Raw genomic sequence first — 18,408 nt, 5'->3', positions numbered from 1 at the left:
TTTTCGTCAAATTGCCCGGCGCATCTGGAGAGATTTGTGATATCGCTCCGGTATGATGCGCTTCCTTTTCCTCTGCCTGCTCTTCCTGAGTGCCTGCGGCGATAGCCCCGTTGGGCGCGAGGCCCGCATTCTTGCCATGGGCGATTCCATGATGGCGTGGAACAGCCTTGGCGGACAGTCGATCCCGGATGTTGTCGCTGATCAGTTGGGAGAGCCGGTCGTTGATCGTTCCGTGTCGGGCGCGCGGATGATCTATCGCCTGCCGATCAGCGGTGCCGCGGGCCTGTCGATCCCGAAGCAATATCGCGCAGGCCCTTGGGACTGGGTGATCCTGAATGGTGGCGGCAACGATCTGTGGTTGGGATGTGGCTGCGGTCAGTGCGACCGAAAGATGGATAGGCTGATTTCCGAAGATGCCGAGACAGGGGTTTTTCCCGACCTTGTCACCCGCATCCGGCAGGACGGCGCACGTGTGATCCTGCTGGGGTACTTGCGCACGCCGGGCCGGTCATCGCCGATCGAGAACTGCCGTGACGAAGGCGATGAGCTGGATGCCCGTCTATTGAAACTGGCCCAAGCAGACGCCGCTGTGACCTTCCTGCCTGCGGCCGACCTGGTGCCTCATGGCGATCTGAGCTTTCATGCGCTTGACCGCATCCACCCTTCGCCCAAGGCCAGCCGGATCATCGGCGGCAGGGTGGCAGAGGTCATTCGGTTGGCGCCTGCCAGCCACTAACAGATAGAAAAAATCACCGTCTCACCTTTTTTGATGCGCCGGAACGCAAAAGCCCCCGCCGAGGCGAGGGCTTTCTGATTTCACGACAGCGGCGGGATCAGCAGATCGCGGCAGCCTTCACGTCGTCGTCGATGTAGGGCAGGTACTGCTCAAAGTTGTCAGAGAACATTTGCACCAGTTTTTCGGCCTGGGTGTCATAGGCATCCTTGTCATCCCAGGTGCGGCGCGGGTCCAGCAGCACTTCGGCCACGCCCGGCGCAGCCACCGGCACGTCAAAGCCGAAATTCGGATCCTTGCGGAACTCCGCATTGGCGAGGGAGCCATCCAGCGCTGCTGTCAGCAGGGCGCGGGTGGCTTTGATCGGCATCCGCGAGCCGGTGCCATAGGCGCCGCCGGTCCAGCCGGTGTTCACCAGCCAGCATGTCGCACCATGGGCGGCGATCTTCTCGCGCAGCAGGTTGCCATAAACCTCTGGGCGGCGCGGCATGAAGGGCGCACCAAAGCAGGTGGAGAAGGTCGGCTCCGGCTCGGTCACACCACGCTCGGTCCCGGCCACCTTGGAGGTGAAGCCGGACAGGAAGTGATACATCGCCTGTGCAGGTGTCAGCCGCGCGATCGGAGGCAGCACGCCAAAGGCATCACAGGTCAGCATGATGATATTCTTCGGATGGCCGCCACGCGCCGACTCGGAGGCATTGGAGATGTAATGCAGCGGGTAGGCACAGCGCATGTTGGCGGTCAGGCTGTCATCATCGAAGTTGAGATCGAAGGTTTCCGGATCGAAAGTCATGTTCTCGATCACGGTGCCGAATTTCTCGGTGGTGGCGTAGATCTCGGGCTCCGCCTCGGGGTTGAGGTTGATGGTCTTCGCGTAGCAGCCACCCTCGAAGTTGAAGGTGCCGTTGGAGGCCCAGCCATGCTCGTCATCGCCGATCAGCACCCGGTCGGGGTCTGCCGACAGGGTGGTCTTGCCGGTGCCGGAGAGACCGAAGAACACGGCCGTGTCGACCGGGTTGCCCTTGGCATGGTTGGCGGAACAGTGCATCGGCATGATGCCCTTTTCCGGCAGCAGGTAGTTCAGCAGGGTGAACACGGACTTCTTGTTCTCGCCTGCATATTCGGTGCCGCCGATCAGGATCAGCTTGCGGTCGAAGTTCAGCGCGATGACGGTTTCCGATTTGCAGTCGTGCTTTTTCGGGTCCGCCTGAAAGCTGGGGCAGTTGATGATGGTGAAATCAGAGGTGAAATCATCCAGATCCTCGCGGTCGGGACGCCGCAGCAGGTGACGGATGAACAGGTTGTGCCAGGCCAGTTCGGTCACCATGCGCACGTTGATCGCATGCACCGGATCGGCGCCACCGACCAGATCCTGCACGAAGTAGTCGCGCCCCTTCATGTGCTCCAGCATGTCTTCATAGAGTGCGTCGAACCCTGCAGGGCTCATTTCGGCGTTGTTCTCCCACCAGATGGTGTCTGCAACGCTGTCGGTCTTAACGACATGTTTGTCCTTGGGCGAGCGGCCGGTGAACTTGCCGGTGGTCACCAGAAAGGCGCCGCCCTTGCCGAGAGTGCCTTCGCCGCGGCCCAGGGCCGCTTCGACCAACGCAGGCTCCATGAGGTTGTAATAGACATTGCCCAGACCCTCGATCCCTTGATCCTCGAGGCGGAAGTGCGGGTTGACCCGTCCAGATGTCATCTTGTGTCTCTCCTGGGTGTCGGCCTGTTGCGTAGGATTGCGGCCGCATGGAACTTTCGCTGCGCCGAACGGCGCCGAGGCGCAATAATAGCACCTCTTGTCCGGGTCTTAACATGAGGTTTTGCAGGAAGAACAGGACGCTTTGGCGACGTTAGCGCAACCACGCAAACCTTTAGCGCCACCAGAAGTTTCGCATAGTGAACGATACTGTTTCACACGCGTGTCACTGATGTTTCACGACCGCGTCTTTAACGATTGCTAAGACATTTTTGCGTCAATGGGCGCCAAGATTTTGCCTGATTCGTTAATCAGGGATTGATTCGGGGCGTCTTCCACGCGACAAAGGACGCAAAACAAACGAATAATGAGCAGATAAGGGCAAATCCGATGTCAAAGATTGCTTTGGTCGATGACGACAGGAACATCCTGACCTCGGTGTCGATGACACTGGAGGCCGAAGGGTTCGAAGTCGAAACCTATAATGACGGGCAGGCGGCACTCGACGCGTTCAACAAGAAACTGCCGGATATGGCGGTTCTGGACATCAAGATGCCCCGCATGGATGGCATGGACCTGTTGCAGCGTCTGCGCCAGAAAAGCCAGATGCCGGTGATCTTCCTGACCTCGAAGGATGACGAGATCGACGAGGTTCTGGGCCTGCGTATGGGGGCGGATGACTACGTCAAGAAACCCTTTTCGCAACGGCTTCTGGTGGAACGCATCCGGGCGCTGCTGCGCCGCCAGGAGGCCGTCGCCACTGACGAGGTCGGCACGGCGCCGGAGACCAAGGTGATGGAGCGCGGCCACCTGCGGATGGACCCGCTGCGCCACGCGGTGAGCTGGAAAGGCCAGGATGTGTCCCTGACCGTGACCGAGTTCCTGCTGTTGCAAGCGCTGGCGCAACGTCCCGGATTTGTCAAAAGCCGCGATCAGCTGATGGATGTGGCCTATGATGATCAGGTCTATGTGGACGACCGCACCATCGACAGCCATATCAAGCGGCTGCGCAAGAAGATGCGCAGCGCCGATGCGGATTTCGCGGCGATCGAGACCCTCTATGGGATCGGCTACCGCTATAACGAAGAGTAAGGTCCCGGTGGTCGGGAGCTTTGGCGGAGATAGGCGCGCATGCGCGACTCGAGCGTGACTGACAATGACCGGCTTTCGGGCCGGGACCGACGCCGCGATGGTGATGTGGTACTGGGCGATGACTGGGTCGCCCCGGAGCAGACGGTCGGACGGGAGATGCAGGCGCGCCGGGCCCGCAGAGGGCTGTTTTCCCTGCGCAGTTCGCCGCTGACCCGCAAGATCATCACCTTCAACCTGATTGCCCTGATCATTCTTGTATCCGGCATCCTGTACCTGAATTCCTCCCGTCAGAGCCTGGTGTACCAACGTCTCGGCACGCTGGTGTCGGAGGCGATGCTGGCGTCGGATGTGCTGGAAGCGGAACTGCCCGCCGAAAGTGCCGTCAGCCTTGCGGCAGGCGAGGGCATTGATGTCTCCGGGGCGCTGCAAAGCCTGTCGTTGCGCGGCGGGGTCGAGGTCTTTGTCTATGACGCCGACCTGACGCTGGTGGGGCGACAGCAGGGGGTGATGCGCGCCGATGCGCTGAACCGGCTGAATGAAAACGACGAAGGGCGCACGCTGATCACCGATTCGCTGACCGCGATCTGGACGGCGCTGGGCGGCGGCAACCGCGCGGCGACCCCTCCGGATGTGATCGAGATACCCGAAGCACAATTGGCGGATCTGACCCAGCGCGCCCTGGCGGAGGGCACGCAGGTCAGCGCGGTGCCGGATACGGCGGGGGGCACTGTCTATGCGGCGGCGACTCCGATCCTGCATCTGGGCAACACCGCGGGTGTTCTGGTCATGACCTCGGCCACCGGCGAAATCGACCGGCTGGTCCGCAGCGAGCGTGAACGGGTCTTGCAGATGTTCGTGGTGGCGCTGCTGGTCTCCGTCGGCCTGAGCCTGGTGCTGGCCTCCACGATCGCCAACCCGCTGGCCGATCTGGCAGAGGCGGCAGAGCTGGGCAAGGATCGTGACAGCGACAAGGTCAAACCGGGACGCATCCGCATTCCGGACCTCTCCGCCCGCCCCGATGAAATCGGCCGATTGAGCCGGGCGCTGCGCGGAATGGTAAAAGCGCTCTATAATCGTATCGATAGTAACGAACAATTTGCAGCTGATGTGGCACATGAGATCAAGAACCCTCTGGCCAGTTTGCAGTCTGCTGTTGGCACGCTGCGCATGGTTCATCGGGAGGACCAGCGGGAGAAGCTGATGGAAGTGATTGAACATGATGTGCGTCGTCTCGACCGGTTGGTGAGTGACATCTCCAACGCGTCGCGGCTGGATGCTGAACTGGTGAAGGAGGACGAGGAAGATTTCGACCTGCTGACCATGCTCGGCAATCTGAACCAGTATCTGGGTGAGGATGCGCGCGGCAAGGGCATCGATTATATCACCGAGCTGCCGAATGAGCCGATTCTCATTCGTGGGCTGGAGGCGCGGCTGGCGCAGGTCTTTGTGAATCTGATCACCAACGCGATCTCTTTCTGCGAAGAGGGCGACGCAATCCGGGTCTGGGCGCGGCGCCGCGACAATCGCGTGCTGGTGGTGGTCGAGGACACCGGCCCCGGCATTCCCGAACAGGCGCTGTCCAAGATCTTTAAACGCTTCTACTCGCAGCGTCCGGACGAGCATTTCGGCAACAACTCGGGTCTTGGCCTGGCGATCTCCAAGCAGATCGTCGAGGCTCATGGCGGCGTGATCTGGGCCGAGAACATCCGCCCGACCGAAGCGGACCTGACCTCGGAACCCCTCGGCGCGCGTTTCGTGGTCGGCCTGCCGGTCTGACCCGGTGGCCCTGCGCGCCACTGATGCAACAACACTGCACGCCAGTTGCGTCGCGCTCGATGGGCGCGGCGTTCTGATATGTGGCGCGTCCGGAGGTGGCAAATCGACGCTGGCGCTGGAATTGATGTCGCGGGGCGCGGCGCTTGTCGCGGATGATCGCACCGAGGTGAGCCGACGCCAAACGCAGCTGTTCGCCCGCGCACCGGAGGTGATTTCAGGCCTGATCGAGGCGCGTGGTGTTGGTCTCTTGAAGGCGGCAGCCGTGGCGGAGGTACAACTTCACCTCATTGTCGACATGGATGAACTTGAAACGCAGCGGCTCCCACGCCACGTAACCAGACAGATCCTGGGGGTGACGCTGCCCCTGTTGAAGCGCGTGGATGCGCGCCATTTTCCAGCGGCGCTGATCCAATATCTGAAAGGCGGAGCCATTGACCCCGACGGAGATCGAGACCGGCCCTGACACGGCCCCTGCCGACGCCTCGCCGCGCCCACCTCTGGTGCTGGTGACCGGCCCCTCGGGGGCCGGGCGGACCACGGCGATCAACGTGCTGGAGGATCTGGATTTCGAGGCGATCGACAATTTGCCGCTGCGGCTGGTGCCGGGGCTGGTGGATGCCGGCGGTGCAGATCGGCCTTTGGTGCTGGGGCTTGATCCACGCAACCGTGATTTCTCGACCGAGGCGCTGGTCGACCTGATCGACCGGCTGAAGGCGCGCCGCAGTTTCGAAACCACGGTGTTCTACCTGGATGCAAAGCCCGAGGTGTTGCTGCGGCGTTTCTCCGAAACGCGACGCCGGCACCCGTTGTCGCCCGCCGAAAGCCCGGAGCTGGGCGTCGCGCGAGAGCTGGACCTGATGCGCCCGATCCGGGATCGCGCGGACATGCTGGTGGACACGTCGGAGCTGAACGTGCACCAGCTGCGCGCGGAGGTGGAGCAGCTCTTTGCGCCGAAGGGGCGCATGCTGGCCGTGGCGTTGCACAGTTTTTCCTACAAACGGGGGATCCCCCGCAGCGTCGATATGGTGTTCGATTGCCGGTTTCTCGCCAACCCGTATTGGGACCCTGCGCTGCGCGACTATGACGGGCGGGACCAGGTGGTACAGGATCACGTGCGCGCGGATGCACGGTTCCAGGGCTTCTTTGACCGGGTCCTCGATCTGACGCTGAGTTTGCTCCCTGCCTACCGCGAGGAGGGGAAGTCGCATTTTTCCATTGCCTTTGGCTGCACAGGTGGGCAACACCGTTCCGTCACATTGGCGGAAACACTGGCAAAGGCCCTTGCGCGCGAGGGGCAGCAGGTGTCAATTAGGCACCGCGAGCTGCCTGGCCAGCAATTGAAGTGAGAGAGCCGCTTGATCGGGATCGTGATCGTCGCACACGGAGGTTTGGCCAAGGAATACCTGGCCGCCGTTGAACATGTCGTTGGGCGCCAGCCTGCGCTGATGGCGATTGCCATCGGCCCTGAAGACGACCGCGATGCCAAGCAGGACGAGATCTGTTCGGCAGCGAACTCCGTCGACATCGGCGACGGCGTGGTCGTGGTGACGGATCTGTTTGGGGGCAGCCCCTCGAACCTCAGCCTGCGCGCCTGTGCACCGGCCAATCGCCGGATTCTCTACGGCGCCAATCTCCCCATGCTGATCAAACTGGCAAAGTCCCGCCATCTGCCGGTGGCGGATGCGGTGCGTCACGCGATGGAAGCGGGGCGCAAGTATATCAATTCCCAAAATGTGAACCCCGAAGGGGGAGCGGCAGAATAAATGGCTCGAAAAACACTCAAAATCATAAATGAAAAGGGCCTGCACGCCCGCGCCTCGGCCAAGCTGGTGGAGGTTGTCGAGGGCTTTGACGCATCTGCCGAAGTGGTCAAGGACGGCATGTCCGCCTCCGGCGACAGTATCATGGGGCTTTTGATGTTGGCAGCGTCCAAGGGAACGACTATTGACGTCGAAACCTCGGGACCGGACGCGGATGCGTTGGCCTCTGCCGTCGAAGCCTTGGTGGCTGACAAGTTCGGCGAAGGCTACTAGTCTGTCGGAACGGTCCAGAAAGACGGGACGGGTGAAAGTGGCTGACACCGCGCATAACAACAACTCCGGCCTTGCGCCGCAGGACACTCAGGCCCCCAAGGGCACATCCACGGGCGAGATCTATGATCGGCGCACCCTGACCTATGCCAATTCCTTCGATGATCGCTGGACGTCACTGGCGATCCGCACGCTGGAGTGGTTCACGGGCAAATTCACCATCCTGCGCATGGTGTCGAAATTCGAAAAGCGCAATGCCGACTACCGCGGCAACAAGTTCTGGCGCGGGGCGCTGGATGTCATGGGCATCAAGCTGCAAACGCCCGAGGAGCAGATCCAGCGTATCCCCGAGGAGGGGCCGGTGGTGGTCGTGGCCAACCATCCGCACGGCATGGTGGACGGCATGATCTTTGCCGACCTGATTGGTCGGAGGCGTCTGGACTATCGCATCCTGACACGGTCGGTCCTGACCGGGCTGGACGAGGCCGCAACGTCTTTCATGATCCCGGTGCCCTTCCCGCATGATCCGGATGCGCAGCGCAAGATGGTGGAAATGCGCGCCAAGGCGATGGCCCATCTGAAGGAGGGCGGCGTCGTGGCGCTGTTCCCGTCCGGCGTGGTGATGTCCTCTGACAGCTGGTGGGGTCCGGCGGTGGAGCGGGAGTGGAATGTGTTCACCGCACAGCTGATCCGCCGGTCCGGCGCCAAGGTGGTGCCGATGTTCTTCCCCGGGCGAAACTCGCGCGCCTATCAGATCGCCTGCCAGGTCTCGCCGATACTGCGGCAGGGATTGCTGCTGCATGAGATCGTGCGGTCTTGCAACAAACCCCAGGCCCCTGTGGTGGGGGAGGCGCTGACGGAGGCGCAGATGGAGCGTCTGCACAGCGATCCGCGCGGTTTCATGGCCTGGCTGCGGGAGCACACGCTCAGCCTGGGCCAGAAAGACTGAGGTTAAAGGGCTTCTGAGTCACCAAAGCAGCAGCCCCGAAGCCCTCGTCCCCTGATCCCGGCCTGGCAAAACCGCCCCCATTCCGCAAGAAAAATAGCGGTTTCCACGCCTTAGGGGCGCGGAGCCTCCGCGATTTGTCTGGCGGCCCGGGCGCGGCCTTGCCCGTTGGAGCTCAGGCGACGAGGGCTCCGAAGCAGCAGCAAGAGCAGGGTTTCAGCGCGTCGGGACGGGTGTTTCGCCGCGGTAGTCGTAGAAGCCGCGCTGCGTCTTGCGGCCAAGCCAGCCGGCCTCGACATATTTGGTGAGCAGCGGGCAGGGGCGGTATTTGGTATCGGCGAGCCCGTCGTGCAATACGTTCATGATCGCCAGGCAGGTGTCGAGGCCGATGAAGTCGGCCAGTTCCAGCGGGCCCATCGGGTGGTTGGCGCCCAGCTTCATCGATTCGTCGATCGAGCGCACGGAGCCCACGCCCTCATAGAGCGTATAGACCGCCTCGTTGATCATCGGCATCAGGATGCGGTTGACAATGAAGGCGGGGAAGTCCTCGGCGCTGGCAGCCGTCTTGCCGAGCTTTTCGACCACGGCCTGGCAGGTCTGAAAGGTTTCCTCATCGGTGGCGATGCCGCGGATGAGTTCCACCAGTTGCATCACCGGCACCGGGTTCATGAAGTGGAACCCCATGAAGCGCTCCGGACGGTCGGTGCGGCTGGCAAGGCGGGTGATCGAGATCGAAGAGGTGTTCGAGGTGAGAATCGTATGCGGTTGTAGATGCGGCAGGAGATCTTCGAAAATCGCTTGCTTGACGGCCTCGCGCTCCGTTGCCGCCTCGATCACCAGATCGGTCTGGCCCAGGTCCGCCAGGGTCAGTGTGGTGGAGATCCGCTCCATCGCGGCGGTGACATCGGCATCCGAGATCTTGCCCCGGCTGGCCTGGCGGGCAAGGTTTTTCTGGATCAGGGACAGGGCGCTGTCCAGCGCTTGCTGGCTTATGTCGTTGAGAACAACATGAAATCCGGAGAGCGCCATGACATGGGCAATGCCGTTGCCCATTTGACCCGCACCGATAACCCCGACTGTTTTAACGTCCATGATGGATGGCCTTTCCTTGTGCCTGCCCAGTGCCTGCGGCCGGATACTAATGGTTTCGCGCCCGCAGAAACAAGGCTGATCGACGCCGTTTTCAGCAAATTCGCCGATTAGCGGTTTGGAAAGATTCGGGCTGCAATATGGCTCTTGGGTGAAAAAGTGGTGGAAGAAATGAGCTATGAACTCAAAAGCGCGGATGCGCTTGTGAGCGAGCTGTGCAGCTACGGCGAGTCACGGCTTCGGGTCCGGGGCCCAGAGCGCGATCTGCGCGATCCTTATATCAGCTTTCTCGGCGGGACCGAGGTTTTTGGCCGGTTTATCGAACGCCCCTTTCCGCAAGGTGTCGAAGGGCAGGTCGGGCTGGCCTGCGTCAACCTCGGGTGTGTGAACGCAGGGGTGGATGCCTTTCTGCATGACGACAGCCTGATGGAAATTGCCGCCGGCGGACAATTGACGATTCTGCAGGTGATGGGGGCGCAGAACCTCAGCAACAGTTTCTACAAGGTGCACCCGCGCCGCAATGACCGGTTCCTGCGACCCTATGATGCGCTTGTGCATCTGTTTCCCGAAGTGGACTTCACCGACTACCATTTCAACAAGCACATGCTGACCTCATTGCGGGCCATCTCTGAGGATCGCTTTGCGCGTGTCTGTGCAGATCTGCAGGAGACCTGGCTGACCCGCATGGGGCGGCTGATCGGCATGCTGAACGGTGACGTTGTGCTGTTGTGGTTGCGCTATGACATGGGCGCGGCAGAGACGCTGGGCCCGTCGCCGACGCTGGTGGAGCCCTCGATGCTTGATGTCCTGCGGCCCAGTGTTGCGGATGTGATCGAACTGGATGTGGCCACGGCCGAACAGGCGCAGGATATTCCCGGGATGATCTTTGGCGCGATGGATCTGCCTGCGGCACGACTGATGCTGGGGCCAAAGGAGCATGACCGGATTGCCGATGCGGTGGCCTCGCGGTTGCTGCGGGTTCTGGCCGCGGCCTGATGCGCAGCCCGCCGTTCGCCGGAGGGGCGGGCACGTGCTATGTCAGCGCAAAAGAAAAGAGCCCACGCAATGCGTGGGCTCCTGTCATTTCTGATCGGGGCTGGCTCAGCCGAGCTTTTCGGTCAGCGCCGGAACCGCCTCGAAGAGATCCGCAACCAGACCGTAATCGGCAACCTGGAAGATCGGGGCCTCTTCGTCCTTGTTGATCGCGACGATGATCTTGGAGTCCTTCATGCCCGCGAGGTGCTGGATCGCGCCAGAGATGCCAACCGCGATATAGAGCTCGGGGGCGACGACCTTGCCGGTCTGACCCACCTGCCAGTCGTTCGGCGCAAAGCCCGAATCGACCGCCGCACGGGAGGCACCAACCGCCGCGCCCAGCTTGTCGGCCAGGGCTTCGATGATCTTGAAGTCTTCCTCGGAGCCGACGCCGCGACCACCGGAGACAACCACGCCTGCAGAGGTGAGTTCGGGGCGATCGCTCTCTGCGACCTTGTCCTCGACCCAGGACGACAGACCGGGGTTTTCTGCTGCGGAGATGGTGTCCACCGAGGCGGAACCACCTTCGCCGGCTGCGTCGAATGTCGAGGTCCGGAAGGAGATGACCTTCTTCGCGTCGGAGGATTTCACAACCTGGATCGCGTTGCCCGCATAGATCGGACGTTCGAAGGTGTCGGCGTCCACCACGGCGGTCACGTCGGAGATCACCATGACGTCAAGCAGGGCTGCCACGCGGGGCAGAATGTTCTTGGCGTCGGTGGTCGCAGGCGCAACGATGTGGCTGTAGTCGGAGGCCAGACCGGCGATCAGCGCGGCGGTTGGTTCCGCCAGGCGGTGGCCGAGGCTTTCGTCTTCGGCAACCAGAACCTTGGCGACGCCGTCGATCTTGGCCGCGGCTTCACCGGCAGCAGCCGCTGCGGCGCCTGCCGCCAGAACGGTGACATCGCCCAGGGATTTTGCGGCGGAAACGGCCTTGGCGGTTGCGTCAAGGGACAGTTCGCCACCGGTGACTTCGGCAAGGAGAAGAACAGCCATTACACAGCTCCCGCTTCTTTGAGTTTCTCAACCAGCTCATCGACGGAGCCCACCATGATGCCAGCGGAGCGGGCTTCGGGTTCCTTGGTCTCCACCACGGTCAGGCGCGGGGTGACGTCGACGCCGTAATCGGCGGCGGTTTTCTCGTCGAGCGGCTTTTTCTTTGCCTTCATGATGTTCGGCAGCGAGGCATAGCGCGGCTCATTGAGGCGCAGGTCCACGGTGACGATCGTCGGCATCTTGACGGAGATGGTCTGCAGACCGCCATCCACTTCGCGGGTCACCTTGGCGTCGTCGCCCTCGATGTCCACGGCGGAGGCAAACGTCGCCTGCGACCAGCCCAGCAGTGCGGAGAGCATCTGGCCGGTGGCGTTCATGTCGTTGTCGATCGCCTGCTTGCCGGCGAGCACGAGGCCCGGCTGCTCTTCCTCGACAACTTTGGCGAGGATCTTGGCGACGGCGAGCGGCTCGATGTCCTGGTGAACGTCATCTGCGGCCACCACGAGGATCGCACGGTCAGCACCCATGGCCAGCGCGGTGCGCAGGGTTTCCTGCGCCTGCTTGACGCCAATGGAGACGGCGACGACCTCATCGGCCTTGCCCGCTTCCTTGAGGCGGATCGCCTCTTCCACGGCGATTTCGTCGAAGGGGTTCATCGACATCTTGACGTTGGCGAGGTCGACACCGCTGCCGTCCGCTTTGACGCGGACTTTCACGTTGTAGTCGATCACGCGTTTGACAGGTACGAGTACCTTCATTGGGCGTTTCTCCTTAACAATCGGGGTTCGCTTGCGCGGCCCCATGAGTGCTCTCGGGGTGTTGATACCGGCTAGACGGGCGTGGCAACAGGGTAAAATCGTCACGTTTTGGCCCGCGGACGTCGCGTTCGCCAAAAGAACGTTTAATTTCGTTGCGGAAATTTGGCGGACGAAACCTGTGGTGAGGCACAAAGAAAGACCCCCGCGCCGGGTGACGCGGGGGATGTTTGCGTAAACATGCGCGAATCAGGGTTGCGGTGGACGCCACGCGGCTCAGCGGTTGGCGCCGGGGACCCAGAGCACGTCCTGTGCACCGTTGTCATTGGCGACGCGAGAGGCCACGAAAAACCAGTCCGACAGGCGGTTGAGGTAGATCAGGACCGAGGGATTGACGTCCTCGTCGGTGGCGAGGTCAGTTGCCAACCGTTCCGCGCGGCGCGCTACGGTGCGGCAGACATGAAGATGTGCCGATAGGGCGCTGCCGCCCGGCAAAACAAAGCTGCGCAAGGGGGCTAGCGCCTTGTTCATCACGTCGATTTCGGCCTCGAGCCGGTCCACCTGGGCTTGCACCATGCGCAGAGGGGGATACTCGGCCTCGGCGTCCAGATGCATGTCCGGGCGGCACAGGTCGGCGCCTAGGTCAAAGAGGTCATTCTGGATCCGCGCCAGCGCCGCGTCCATCTCGCCCTCGGCAACCAGGCGCGCCACGCCCAGCTGGGCGTTCAACTCGTCCGAGGTGCCATAAGCGGTGACGCGGGCAGAGTGTTTGGCGACGCGATCACCGTTGCCGAGCGCGGTATCGCCCTTGTCCCCGGTGCGGGTGTAGATCTTGTTCAGGACCACCATGGGTCAGTTCCCTCCTGCGCTGAGAGCGACGAAGCCCAGCAGCAGAACCACTGCCAGGAATTGAAAGAAGATGCGCAGACGCATCATCTTGTTGGCATTCTTGCGGTTGAAGTCGCCTCCGATTCCAAAGCCGCCAATCCCGATCGCCAGGACAATGACCACGGCCGCCATTGCCAGTATGCCCAGGATGTAAAGTGGTGTGCCCATTGTTGATCTGATCCTTTGTTGTCCGGTGGCGCGCGGCGTCGGGGCCGGGCCGCTCGACAGGTGATGCGACTATCTAAAGCGCAGGAGAATGCGGTCAATCGCCCGTGTCGAGAGAAACCGTCGCAGGGTGCCGGCGATGTAGGTGGGAGTGGTCACGTAATAGCGCGGACGCGGGCGACGGGCCTCCAGCGCATGGGCCAGTTTTTGCGATACCGCCGCAGGTGGCAGTTCAAAGGTATCGGGACCGCTGGAATGATACAGCCGCTTCAGCAGCGTCGCCTCGTAGCGGGCGCGGATGGGGGAGGCCTTCCAGTCGATGTGTTTCTCGAAATGCGGGATCGAGTTCTGTCGGATGTGCGATGTCACCGGGCCGGGTTCAATCAGCACGACGTGAATGCCGGTGTCGGCCAATTCCAGCCGCAAGGTGTCCGTCAGCCCTTCGAGCGCGAATTTGGTGGCCGCATAGGCGCCGCGCCAGGGGTAGCTGACCAGCCCCAGCACGGAAGAATTCTGAACGATCCGGCCATGTCCCTGTGCCCGCATCACCGGAATCACCTGCCGGGTCAGCTCATGCCAGCCAAAGAAGTTGGTCTCGAAGATCTCGCGCAGACCGTCTGTGGGCAGATCCTCGACCGCACCGGGCAGGCCATGAGCGCCATTGTTGAACAGCGCGTCCAGGGTGCCGCCGGTTGCGTCCAGCACTTCGGCCAGGCCGCTGCGGATACTGTCGGGGTCGGTGTAGTCGATGCGGGGACTGTCAAAGCCTTCGCCGCGCAACCGGTCACAGTCGCTGGCCTGCCGGCAGGAGGCAAAGACGTGCCAGCCGCGTGCCCGCATATCGTGGGCGGCGGCATAGCCAATGCCGGTCGAACAGCCTGTGATCAGCAGTGTCTTGGTCATTTCGGGCTCCGGAAGTAGGGTCCGGGGCCGAGTTATGACCCTTTCGCGCTCAGCAGGGAAGCGGCAATCCAGCCCACCTGACCGGTTTTGGGGGTTTCGAGCAATGCCCAGCCCGAGGGGTCGTCGTTCAGAACCCGCACCTGATCGCCAGCCAGGAGCTGCACCAGCACCGGAAAGCGGGTGCCCGGGCCAAGCCGGACATTGGCCCGCGATGCCCGCACGCGGCGTATGTCTCCGACCGGCTCCGGGGCGGCAACGGTGGCGACGGGCTGCGGGGTGGCTGCGGTGATCGACGCCAATCCCCCTTCGAGCGAACCGATCTGCAACCCGGTGGCCGGCAGGCTGAGCGAGACCCGCTGCGGTTCGGGCGTGCTGTGCTGGGTGGTGTTCAGCCCCGTGCCGCGCGGGGTGCCGGGCGCGGGGGTGTCGCGGTTGCCGGATGCAGTCTTGATCGCCGCAGGTGGCGGTCCCTGATAAGGTGTCAGCACCGGCGCACCGAGGCGGATTTCAGCCGGGCTGCTGACAATGCGATTCCGGTTTCGCTTTGAATCGGCGAGGGCTTCCTGCCGCTGGATGAGGCTGTCGGGCGGTGCGGGTGGCTCAAAATCGGCACCACCGCTCAATTCGTAGAACGCCAATGCCAACCCGGCAAAGGACACAATCAAAAACCGCGACATGGCGCGTACCCCCTACAAATGATCGCTTCAAACCTCGTGCGGTCCCGGTGTCGACGGCTTCCCCTCGCGCTTGGACAACGTCGGGGACGGCGGCCGGGGTCCCAATGGCAGTTGGGAGAATCGCCCGTGACGCGATCAATACATCACAATCTTAGCATAAAATGAGGGGAGCCGCGGCGGTTTCCTCCCCTTAGGCCGCGCGCAGAGGCCAAAGGCGACGCAACGCGTGTTGAGCGCGCCGGTCGAGGCTTTCATCTGTTGATAACCTGCCAAGGCCGCTTGCCGCTCGACGAGGGGAGCAGTATCACAAGAACATGACCGACCTGGTAGATGATCCGACTCCCCCCGAAATGCCTCAAGAAGGCGAGATTCTGGAACCGTTGCGCCGTGCGATCGGCGAGCGTTACCTGACCTATGCGCTGAGCACGATCATGCACCGGGCGCTGCCCGATGCGCGCGACGGGCTGAAGCCGGTGCATCGGCGCATCCTCTATGCGATGAACCGCCTGCGGCTCAGCTCCAGTGGCGGCTTTCTGAAGTCCGCCAAGATCTCCGGCGACACGATGGGCGATTTCCACCCCCATGGTGATGCGGCGATCTATGACGCGATGGCGCGGCTGGCGCAGGATTTTGCGGTCCGCTACCCGCTGGTCGACGGCCAGGGCAACTTTGGCAATATCGACGGCGACAACCCGGCGGCCTCGCGCTACACCGAGGCGCGCATGACCTTCATCGCCGAGGCGATGCTGGAGGGGTTGAACGAGGACTCGGTCGATTTTCGCGACAACTACGACGGCCGTCTCCAGGAACCCTCGGTTCTGCCGGCGACCTTTCCGAACATCCTTGCGAACGGCGCCAGCGGCATTGCCGTCGGGATGGCGACCAATATTCCGCCGCATAACATCGCCGAGCTGATCGACGCCTGTATCCATCTGATCAAGGCGCCCAACGCGGGCGACGACACGCTGCTGCAATATGTGCCGGGTCCGGATTTCCCGACCGGGGGCACCATCGTGGAGCCCAAGGAAAACATCGCCCAGGCCTATCGCACCGGGCGCGGCTCTTTCCGTCTGCGCGCCACCCACGAGATCGAGGATCTGGGGCGGGGGCAATGGCAGATCGTCATCACCGAGATCCCCTATCAGGTGCAGAAGTCCAAGCTGATCGAGAAGATTGCCGAGGTCATCCAGACCAAGAAGGTGCCGATCCTCGCGGATGTACGCGACGAGAGCGCCGAAGACATCCGCATCATTCTGGAGCCGAAATCCAAGAACGTCGACCCGGAGGTCCTGATGGGGCTGATGTATCGCAACTCCGATCTGGAGGTGCGGTTCTCGCTCAACATGAACGTGTTGATCGACGGGGTCACGCCCAAGGTCTGCTCGATGAAAGAGGTGCTGCGCGCCTTTCTCGACCATCGCCGTGATGTGCTTCAGCGTCGCTCGCGCCACCGGATGGCCAAGATCGACCACCGGCTTGAGGTGCTCGACGGTTTCATCATCGCTTTCTTGAACCTCGACCGGGTGATCGACATCATCCGTTATGACGAGGATCCCAAAGCGGCGCTGATGCGTGAAAACTGGGATCGCGAACATCCCCGCGCCTTTACCGAGGCGGAATATATCACGCCAGCTGCCGGCGACGGCGAACTCTCCGAGGTGCAGGCCGAGGCAATCCTCAACATGCGCCTGCGCAGCTTGCGCAAGCTTGAAGAGATCGAACTCACCCGCGAGCGCGATGCCTTGCGTGAAGAACGCAAGAGCCTTGCGGAGCTTCTGGACAGCGAAGATCTGCAGTGGAAGAAGATCACCGAACAGCTGCGGGAGACCAAGAAACAGTTCGGCAAGGACTATTCGGGCGGCGCGCGGCGCACCCAGTTTGCCGAGGCGGGCGAGGTCGAGGACGTGCCGCTTGAGGCGATGATCGACCGCGAGCCGATCACCGTGGTGTGCTCGCAGATGGGCTGGATTCGCGCGATGACGGGCCATATCGACCTGGGTCGCGAACTGAAGTTCAAGGACGGCGACGGGCCGCGTTTCATCTTTCACGCGGAAACCACCGACCGGCTCCTGGTGTTCGGCTCCAACGGGCGGTTCTACACCCTGTCGGCGGCCAATCTGCCGGGGGGGCGCGGCATGGGGGAGCCTCTGCGCCTGATGGTGGATCTGCCCAACGAGGTCGAAATCGTCGATCTCTTCATCCACAATCCCGAAGGCCGCCTGCTGGTGGCGTCGGACGCGGGCAACGGGTTTGTCTGCGCCGAAAAGGAAATCGTGGCGCAGACCCGAGGTGGCAAACAGGTTCTGAACGTCAAGGACGACGAGCGCGCCAAGATCTGTATCCCGGTCTCGGGCGATCACGTTGCGGTGGTCTCGGAGAATGGCAAATTCCTGGTGTTCTCGATCGAGGAAATGCCGGAGCTCACCCGTGGCAAGGGCGTGCGGCTGCAGAAATACAATATGGCACGCGGGCGTCAGGGGGCGCTGGAACTGGACGGCGGGCTGGCCGATGTCACCACGTTCAACTGGGACGAAGGGCTTCAGTGGGAGATGGGCGGCGGCAAGACCCGTCACGAGACCGACCTCAGCCAATGGCTTGGCAAGCGGGCCGGGGTTGGCAAGCGGCCGCCCTATGGGTTCCCGAAGTCCTACAAGTTCAAATAGCGGCAACAACTTGCCGGAAAACATGTGGCCCCCGCGCAACCGCGCGGGGGTTCGCCGTTGTGCGGGTTTACCGGCAGGGAAGTCCCGGTCTATCACTTGGCGACCCTGATCCGACCGCGAGATAGAGAATGTTGATGATCCGCACCTTTGCGCTTCTGGCCGTCACCGCCCTGCTGGCCGCCTGTACCCCGCCCAGCCCCGATGACGCGTTGCGTGATCTTGGCAGTTTCAAGCTTGGCCATAACATCGTTGTTGCCCCCAAGGTGCAGATGGTGCCCGGGTCCCGCAAGGTGGAGCCGGATGAATGGGTCGATCTGCTGACCAATGAAATGGCGGCGCGCTTTTCGCAATACGAAGGCGACCAGCTCTATCACTTCGGCCTGAGCGTGGAGGGCTATTTTGTCGCGCCGGGCGGCGTGCCGCTGGTGCTGAGCCCGAAATCGGTGCTCGCCGTGAAGGTCACCGTCTGGGATGACGCCGCGAACCAGAAGCTGAACGCCGAGCCGAAGACCTTCACCGTGTTCGAGACCACCTCGGGAGAGAGCTTCCTGGTGGGCTCGGGACATGCCCGCACCCGCGAAGAGCAGATGCTGGGGCTGGCGCGCAACGCGGTCAGGGAAATCGAGGTCTGGATGGCAGAGCAGCACCAGGAAAACGGCTGGTTTGCGCCCGATGCCCCGGAGGCCGCAGAGGCACCGTCGCAGGCGGATGCGACCCCGGCCAGCGAGTAGCGCGTTTGTCAAGAACGAACCGCTTGATTTTTGCGCGTAAACCAAATAAGCCGCGCGCGCAGAGGAAACCGGGTCCGGTCGGACCCCCCAATTTTCAAAAGGGCGCCTAAGGAATGGCAAAGGAAAAGTTTGAGCGTAATAAACCGCACGTCAACATCGGCACCGTTGGCCACGTTGACCACGGTAAAACCACGCTGACCGCAGCAATCACCAAATACTTCGGCGACTTCCGC

At 62.3% G+C, this 18,408-nt stretch carries 20 protein-coding genes; 12 read left to right on the top strand and 8 right to left on the bottom strand.

Annotated features, from left to right (window positions below; genetic code table 11):
* The first annotated feature begins 52 nt into the window (after window positions 1-52).
* Complete coding sequence (locus tag MHM88_RS21760) at window positions 53-736, top strand: SGNH/GDSL hydrolase family protein (protein WP_239368951.1); 684 nt, start codon at window positions 53-55, stop codon at window positions 734-736.
* 97 nt (window positions 737-833) lie between these two features.
* On the opposite strand, the gene MHM88_RS21755 is transcribed toward MHM88_RS21760, so the two are convergent.
* Window positions 834-2,432, bottom strand: coding sequence for a phosphoenolpyruvate carboxykinase (locus MHM88_RS21755; protein ID WP_239322630.1), 1,599 nt, complete (start codon window positions 2,430-2,432; stop codon window positions 834-836).
* Between the two features lie 387 nt (window positions 2,433-2,819).
* Between MHM88_RS21755 and MHM88_RS21750 the strand changes: the two genes are divergently transcribed.
* Genes MHM88_RS21750 through MHM88_RS21720 form a run of 7 tightly spaced genes read left to right on the top strand, consistent with a single transcriptional unit; the run spans window position 2,820 to window position 8,276 of the window.
* Window positions 2,820-3,521 (top strand): response regulator transcription factor, encoded by a 702-nt coding sequence (locus tag MHM88_RS21750; protein ID WP_239322631.1) that lies wholly within the window; start codon window positions 2,820-2,822, stop codon window positions 3,519-3,521.
* 39 nt (window positions 3,522-3,560) lie between these two features.
* Complete coding sequence (locus MHM88_RS21745) at window positions 3,561-5,297, top strand: sensor N-terminal transmembrane domain-containing protein (protein WP_239322632.1); 1,737 nt, start codon at window positions 3,561-3,563, stop codon at window positions 5,295-5,297.
* Window positions 5,298-5,307: 10 nt separating this feature from the next.
* A complete protein-coding gene (locus MHM88_RS21740; RefSeq protein ID WP_239368998.1) occupies window positions 5,308-5,760 on the top strand; it encodes an HPr kinase/phosphorylase in 453 nt (150 codons plus the stop codon).
* The gene (gene rapZ / locus MHM88_RS21735; RefSeq protein WP_239368996.1) at window positions 5,744-6,643 is read left to right on the top strand and encodes an RNase adapter RapZ; all 900 of its coding nucleotides are present in this window, start codon (window positions 5,744-5,746) and stop codon (window positions 6,641-6,643) included. The genes MHM88_RS21740 and rapZ overlap by 17 nt, the downstream gene beginning before the upstream one ends.
* Before the next feature lie 9 nt (window positions 6,644-6,652).
* Window positions 6,653-7,060 (top strand): PTS sugar transporter subunit IIA, encoded by a 408-nt coding sequence (locus tag MHM88_RS21730; protein WP_239322633.1) that lies wholly within the window; start codon window positions 6,653-6,655, stop codon window positions 7,058-7,060.
* On the top strand, window positions 7,061-7,330 hold the full coding sequence (locus MHM88_RS21725) for an HPr family phosphocarrier protein (protein ID WP_239322634.1): 270 nt from the start codon (window positions 7,061-7,063) through the stop codon (window positions 7,328-7,330).
* 37 nt (window positions 7,331-7,367) lie between these two features.
* Complete coding sequence (locus MHM88_RS21720) at window positions 7,368-8,276, top strand: lysophospholipid acyltransferase family protein (protein WP_239368994.1); 909 nt, start codon at window positions 7,368-7,370, stop codon at window positions 8,274-8,276.
* Window positions 8,277-8,489: 213 nt separating this feature from the next.
* On the opposite strand, the gene MHM88_RS21715 is transcribed toward MHM88_RS21720, so the two are convergent.
* On the bottom strand, window positions 8,490-9,365 hold the full coding sequence (locus MHM88_RS21715; RefSeq protein ID WP_239322635.1) for a 3-hydroxybutyryl-CoA dehydrogenase: 876 nt from the start codon (window positions 9,363-9,365) through the stop codon (window positions 8,490-8,492).
* A 168-nt stretch (window positions 9,366-9,533) separates the two neighbouring features.
* Here MHM88_RS21715 and MHM88_RS21710 point away from each other — a divergent pair, with 168 nt between their 5' ends.
* Window positions 9,534-10,358 carry a DUF6473 family protein gene (locus MHM88_RS21710; RefSeq protein WP_239322636.1) on the top strand — a complete coding sequence of 275 codons (825 nt, stop codon included), beginning with the start codon at window positions 9,534-9,536 and terminating at the stop codon, window positions 10,356-10,358.
* 105 nt (window positions 10,359-10,463) lie between these two features.
* On the opposite strand, the gene MHM88_RS21705 is transcribed toward MHM88_RS21710, so the two are convergent.
* The 6 genes from MHM88_RS21705 to MHM88_RS21680 form a co-directional block, all read right to left on the bottom strand.
* Entirely contained in the window at window positions 10,464-11,393 is a 930-nt protein-coding gene (locus MHM88_RS21705) for an electron transfer flavoprotein subunit alpha/FixB family protein (RefSeq protein WP_239368949.1), read from the bottom strand.
* Complete coding sequence (locus tag MHM88_RS21700) at window positions 11,393-12,151, bottom strand: electron transfer flavoprotein subunit beta/FixA family protein (protein ID WP_239322638.1); 759 nt, start codon at window positions 12,149-12,151, stop codon at window positions 11,393-11,395. The genes MHM88_RS21705 and MHM88_RS21700 overlap by 1 nt, the downstream gene beginning before the upstream one ends.
* 273 nt (window positions 12,152-12,424) lie before the next feature.
* Window positions 12,425-12,997 carry a cob(I)yrinic acid a,c-diamide adenosyltransferase gene (locus tag MHM88_RS21695; RefSeq protein WP_239368947.1) on the bottom strand — a complete coding sequence of 191 codons (573 nt, stop codon included), beginning with the start codon at window positions 12,995-12,997 and terminating at the stop codon, window positions 12,425-12,427.
* 3 nt (window positions 12,998-13,000) lie between these two features.
* Window positions 13,001-13,204 (bottom strand): twin transmembrane helix small protein, encoded by a 204-nt coding sequence (locus MHM88_RS21690; protein ID WP_239322640.1) that lies wholly within the window; start codon window positions 13,202-13,204, stop codon window positions 13,001-13,003.
* A 69-nt stretch (window positions 13,205-13,273) separates the two neighbouring features.
* Window positions 13,274-14,104, bottom strand: coding sequence for an SDR family NAD(P)-dependent oxidoreductase (locus tag MHM88_RS21685; protein WP_239368945.1), 831 nt, complete (start codon window positions 14,102-14,104; stop codon window positions 13,274-13,276).
* 32 nt (window positions 14,105-14,136) lie between these two features.
* Window positions 14,137-14,781, bottom strand: coding sequence for an SH3 domain-containing protein (locus MHM88_RS21680; protein ID WP_239368943.1), 645 nt, complete (start codon window positions 14,779-14,781; stop codon window positions 14,137-14,139).
* Between the two features lie 314 nt (window positions 14,782-15,095).
* Here MHM88_RS21680 and parC point away from each other — a divergent pair, with 314 nt between their 5' ends.
* The 3 genes from parC to MHM88_RS21665 all read left to right on the top strand — a co-directional run.
* A complete protein-coding gene (gene parC, locus MHM88_RS21675) occupies window positions 15,096-17,444 on the top strand; it encodes a DNA topoisomerase IV subunit A (RefSeq protein ID WP_239368941.1) in 2,349 nt (782 codons plus the stop codon).
* A 134-nt stretch (window positions 17,445-17,578) separates the two neighbouring features.
* Complete coding sequence (locus MHM88_RS21670) at window positions 17,579-18,175, top strand: hypothetical protein (protein ID WP_239368939.1); 597 nt, start codon at window positions 17,579-17,581, stop codon at window positions 18,173-18,175.
* 113 nt (window positions 18,176-18,288) lie between these two features.
* The coding region (locus MHM88_RS21665) for a GTP-binding protein (RefSeq protein ID WP_239368992.1) at window positions 18,289-18,408 on the top strand (120 nt) is incomplete at its 3' end.

The sequence above is a fragment of the Epibacterium sp. MM17-32 genome (assembly GCF_022348205.1).
Classification (GTDB): Bacteria; Pseudomonadota; Alphaproteobacteria; order Rhodobacterales; family Rhodobacteraceae; genus Epibacterium.
The sequence above is the reverse complement of the archived record's forward strand: the minus strand, read 5'-3'. Positions and strand labels throughout refer to the sequence as shown.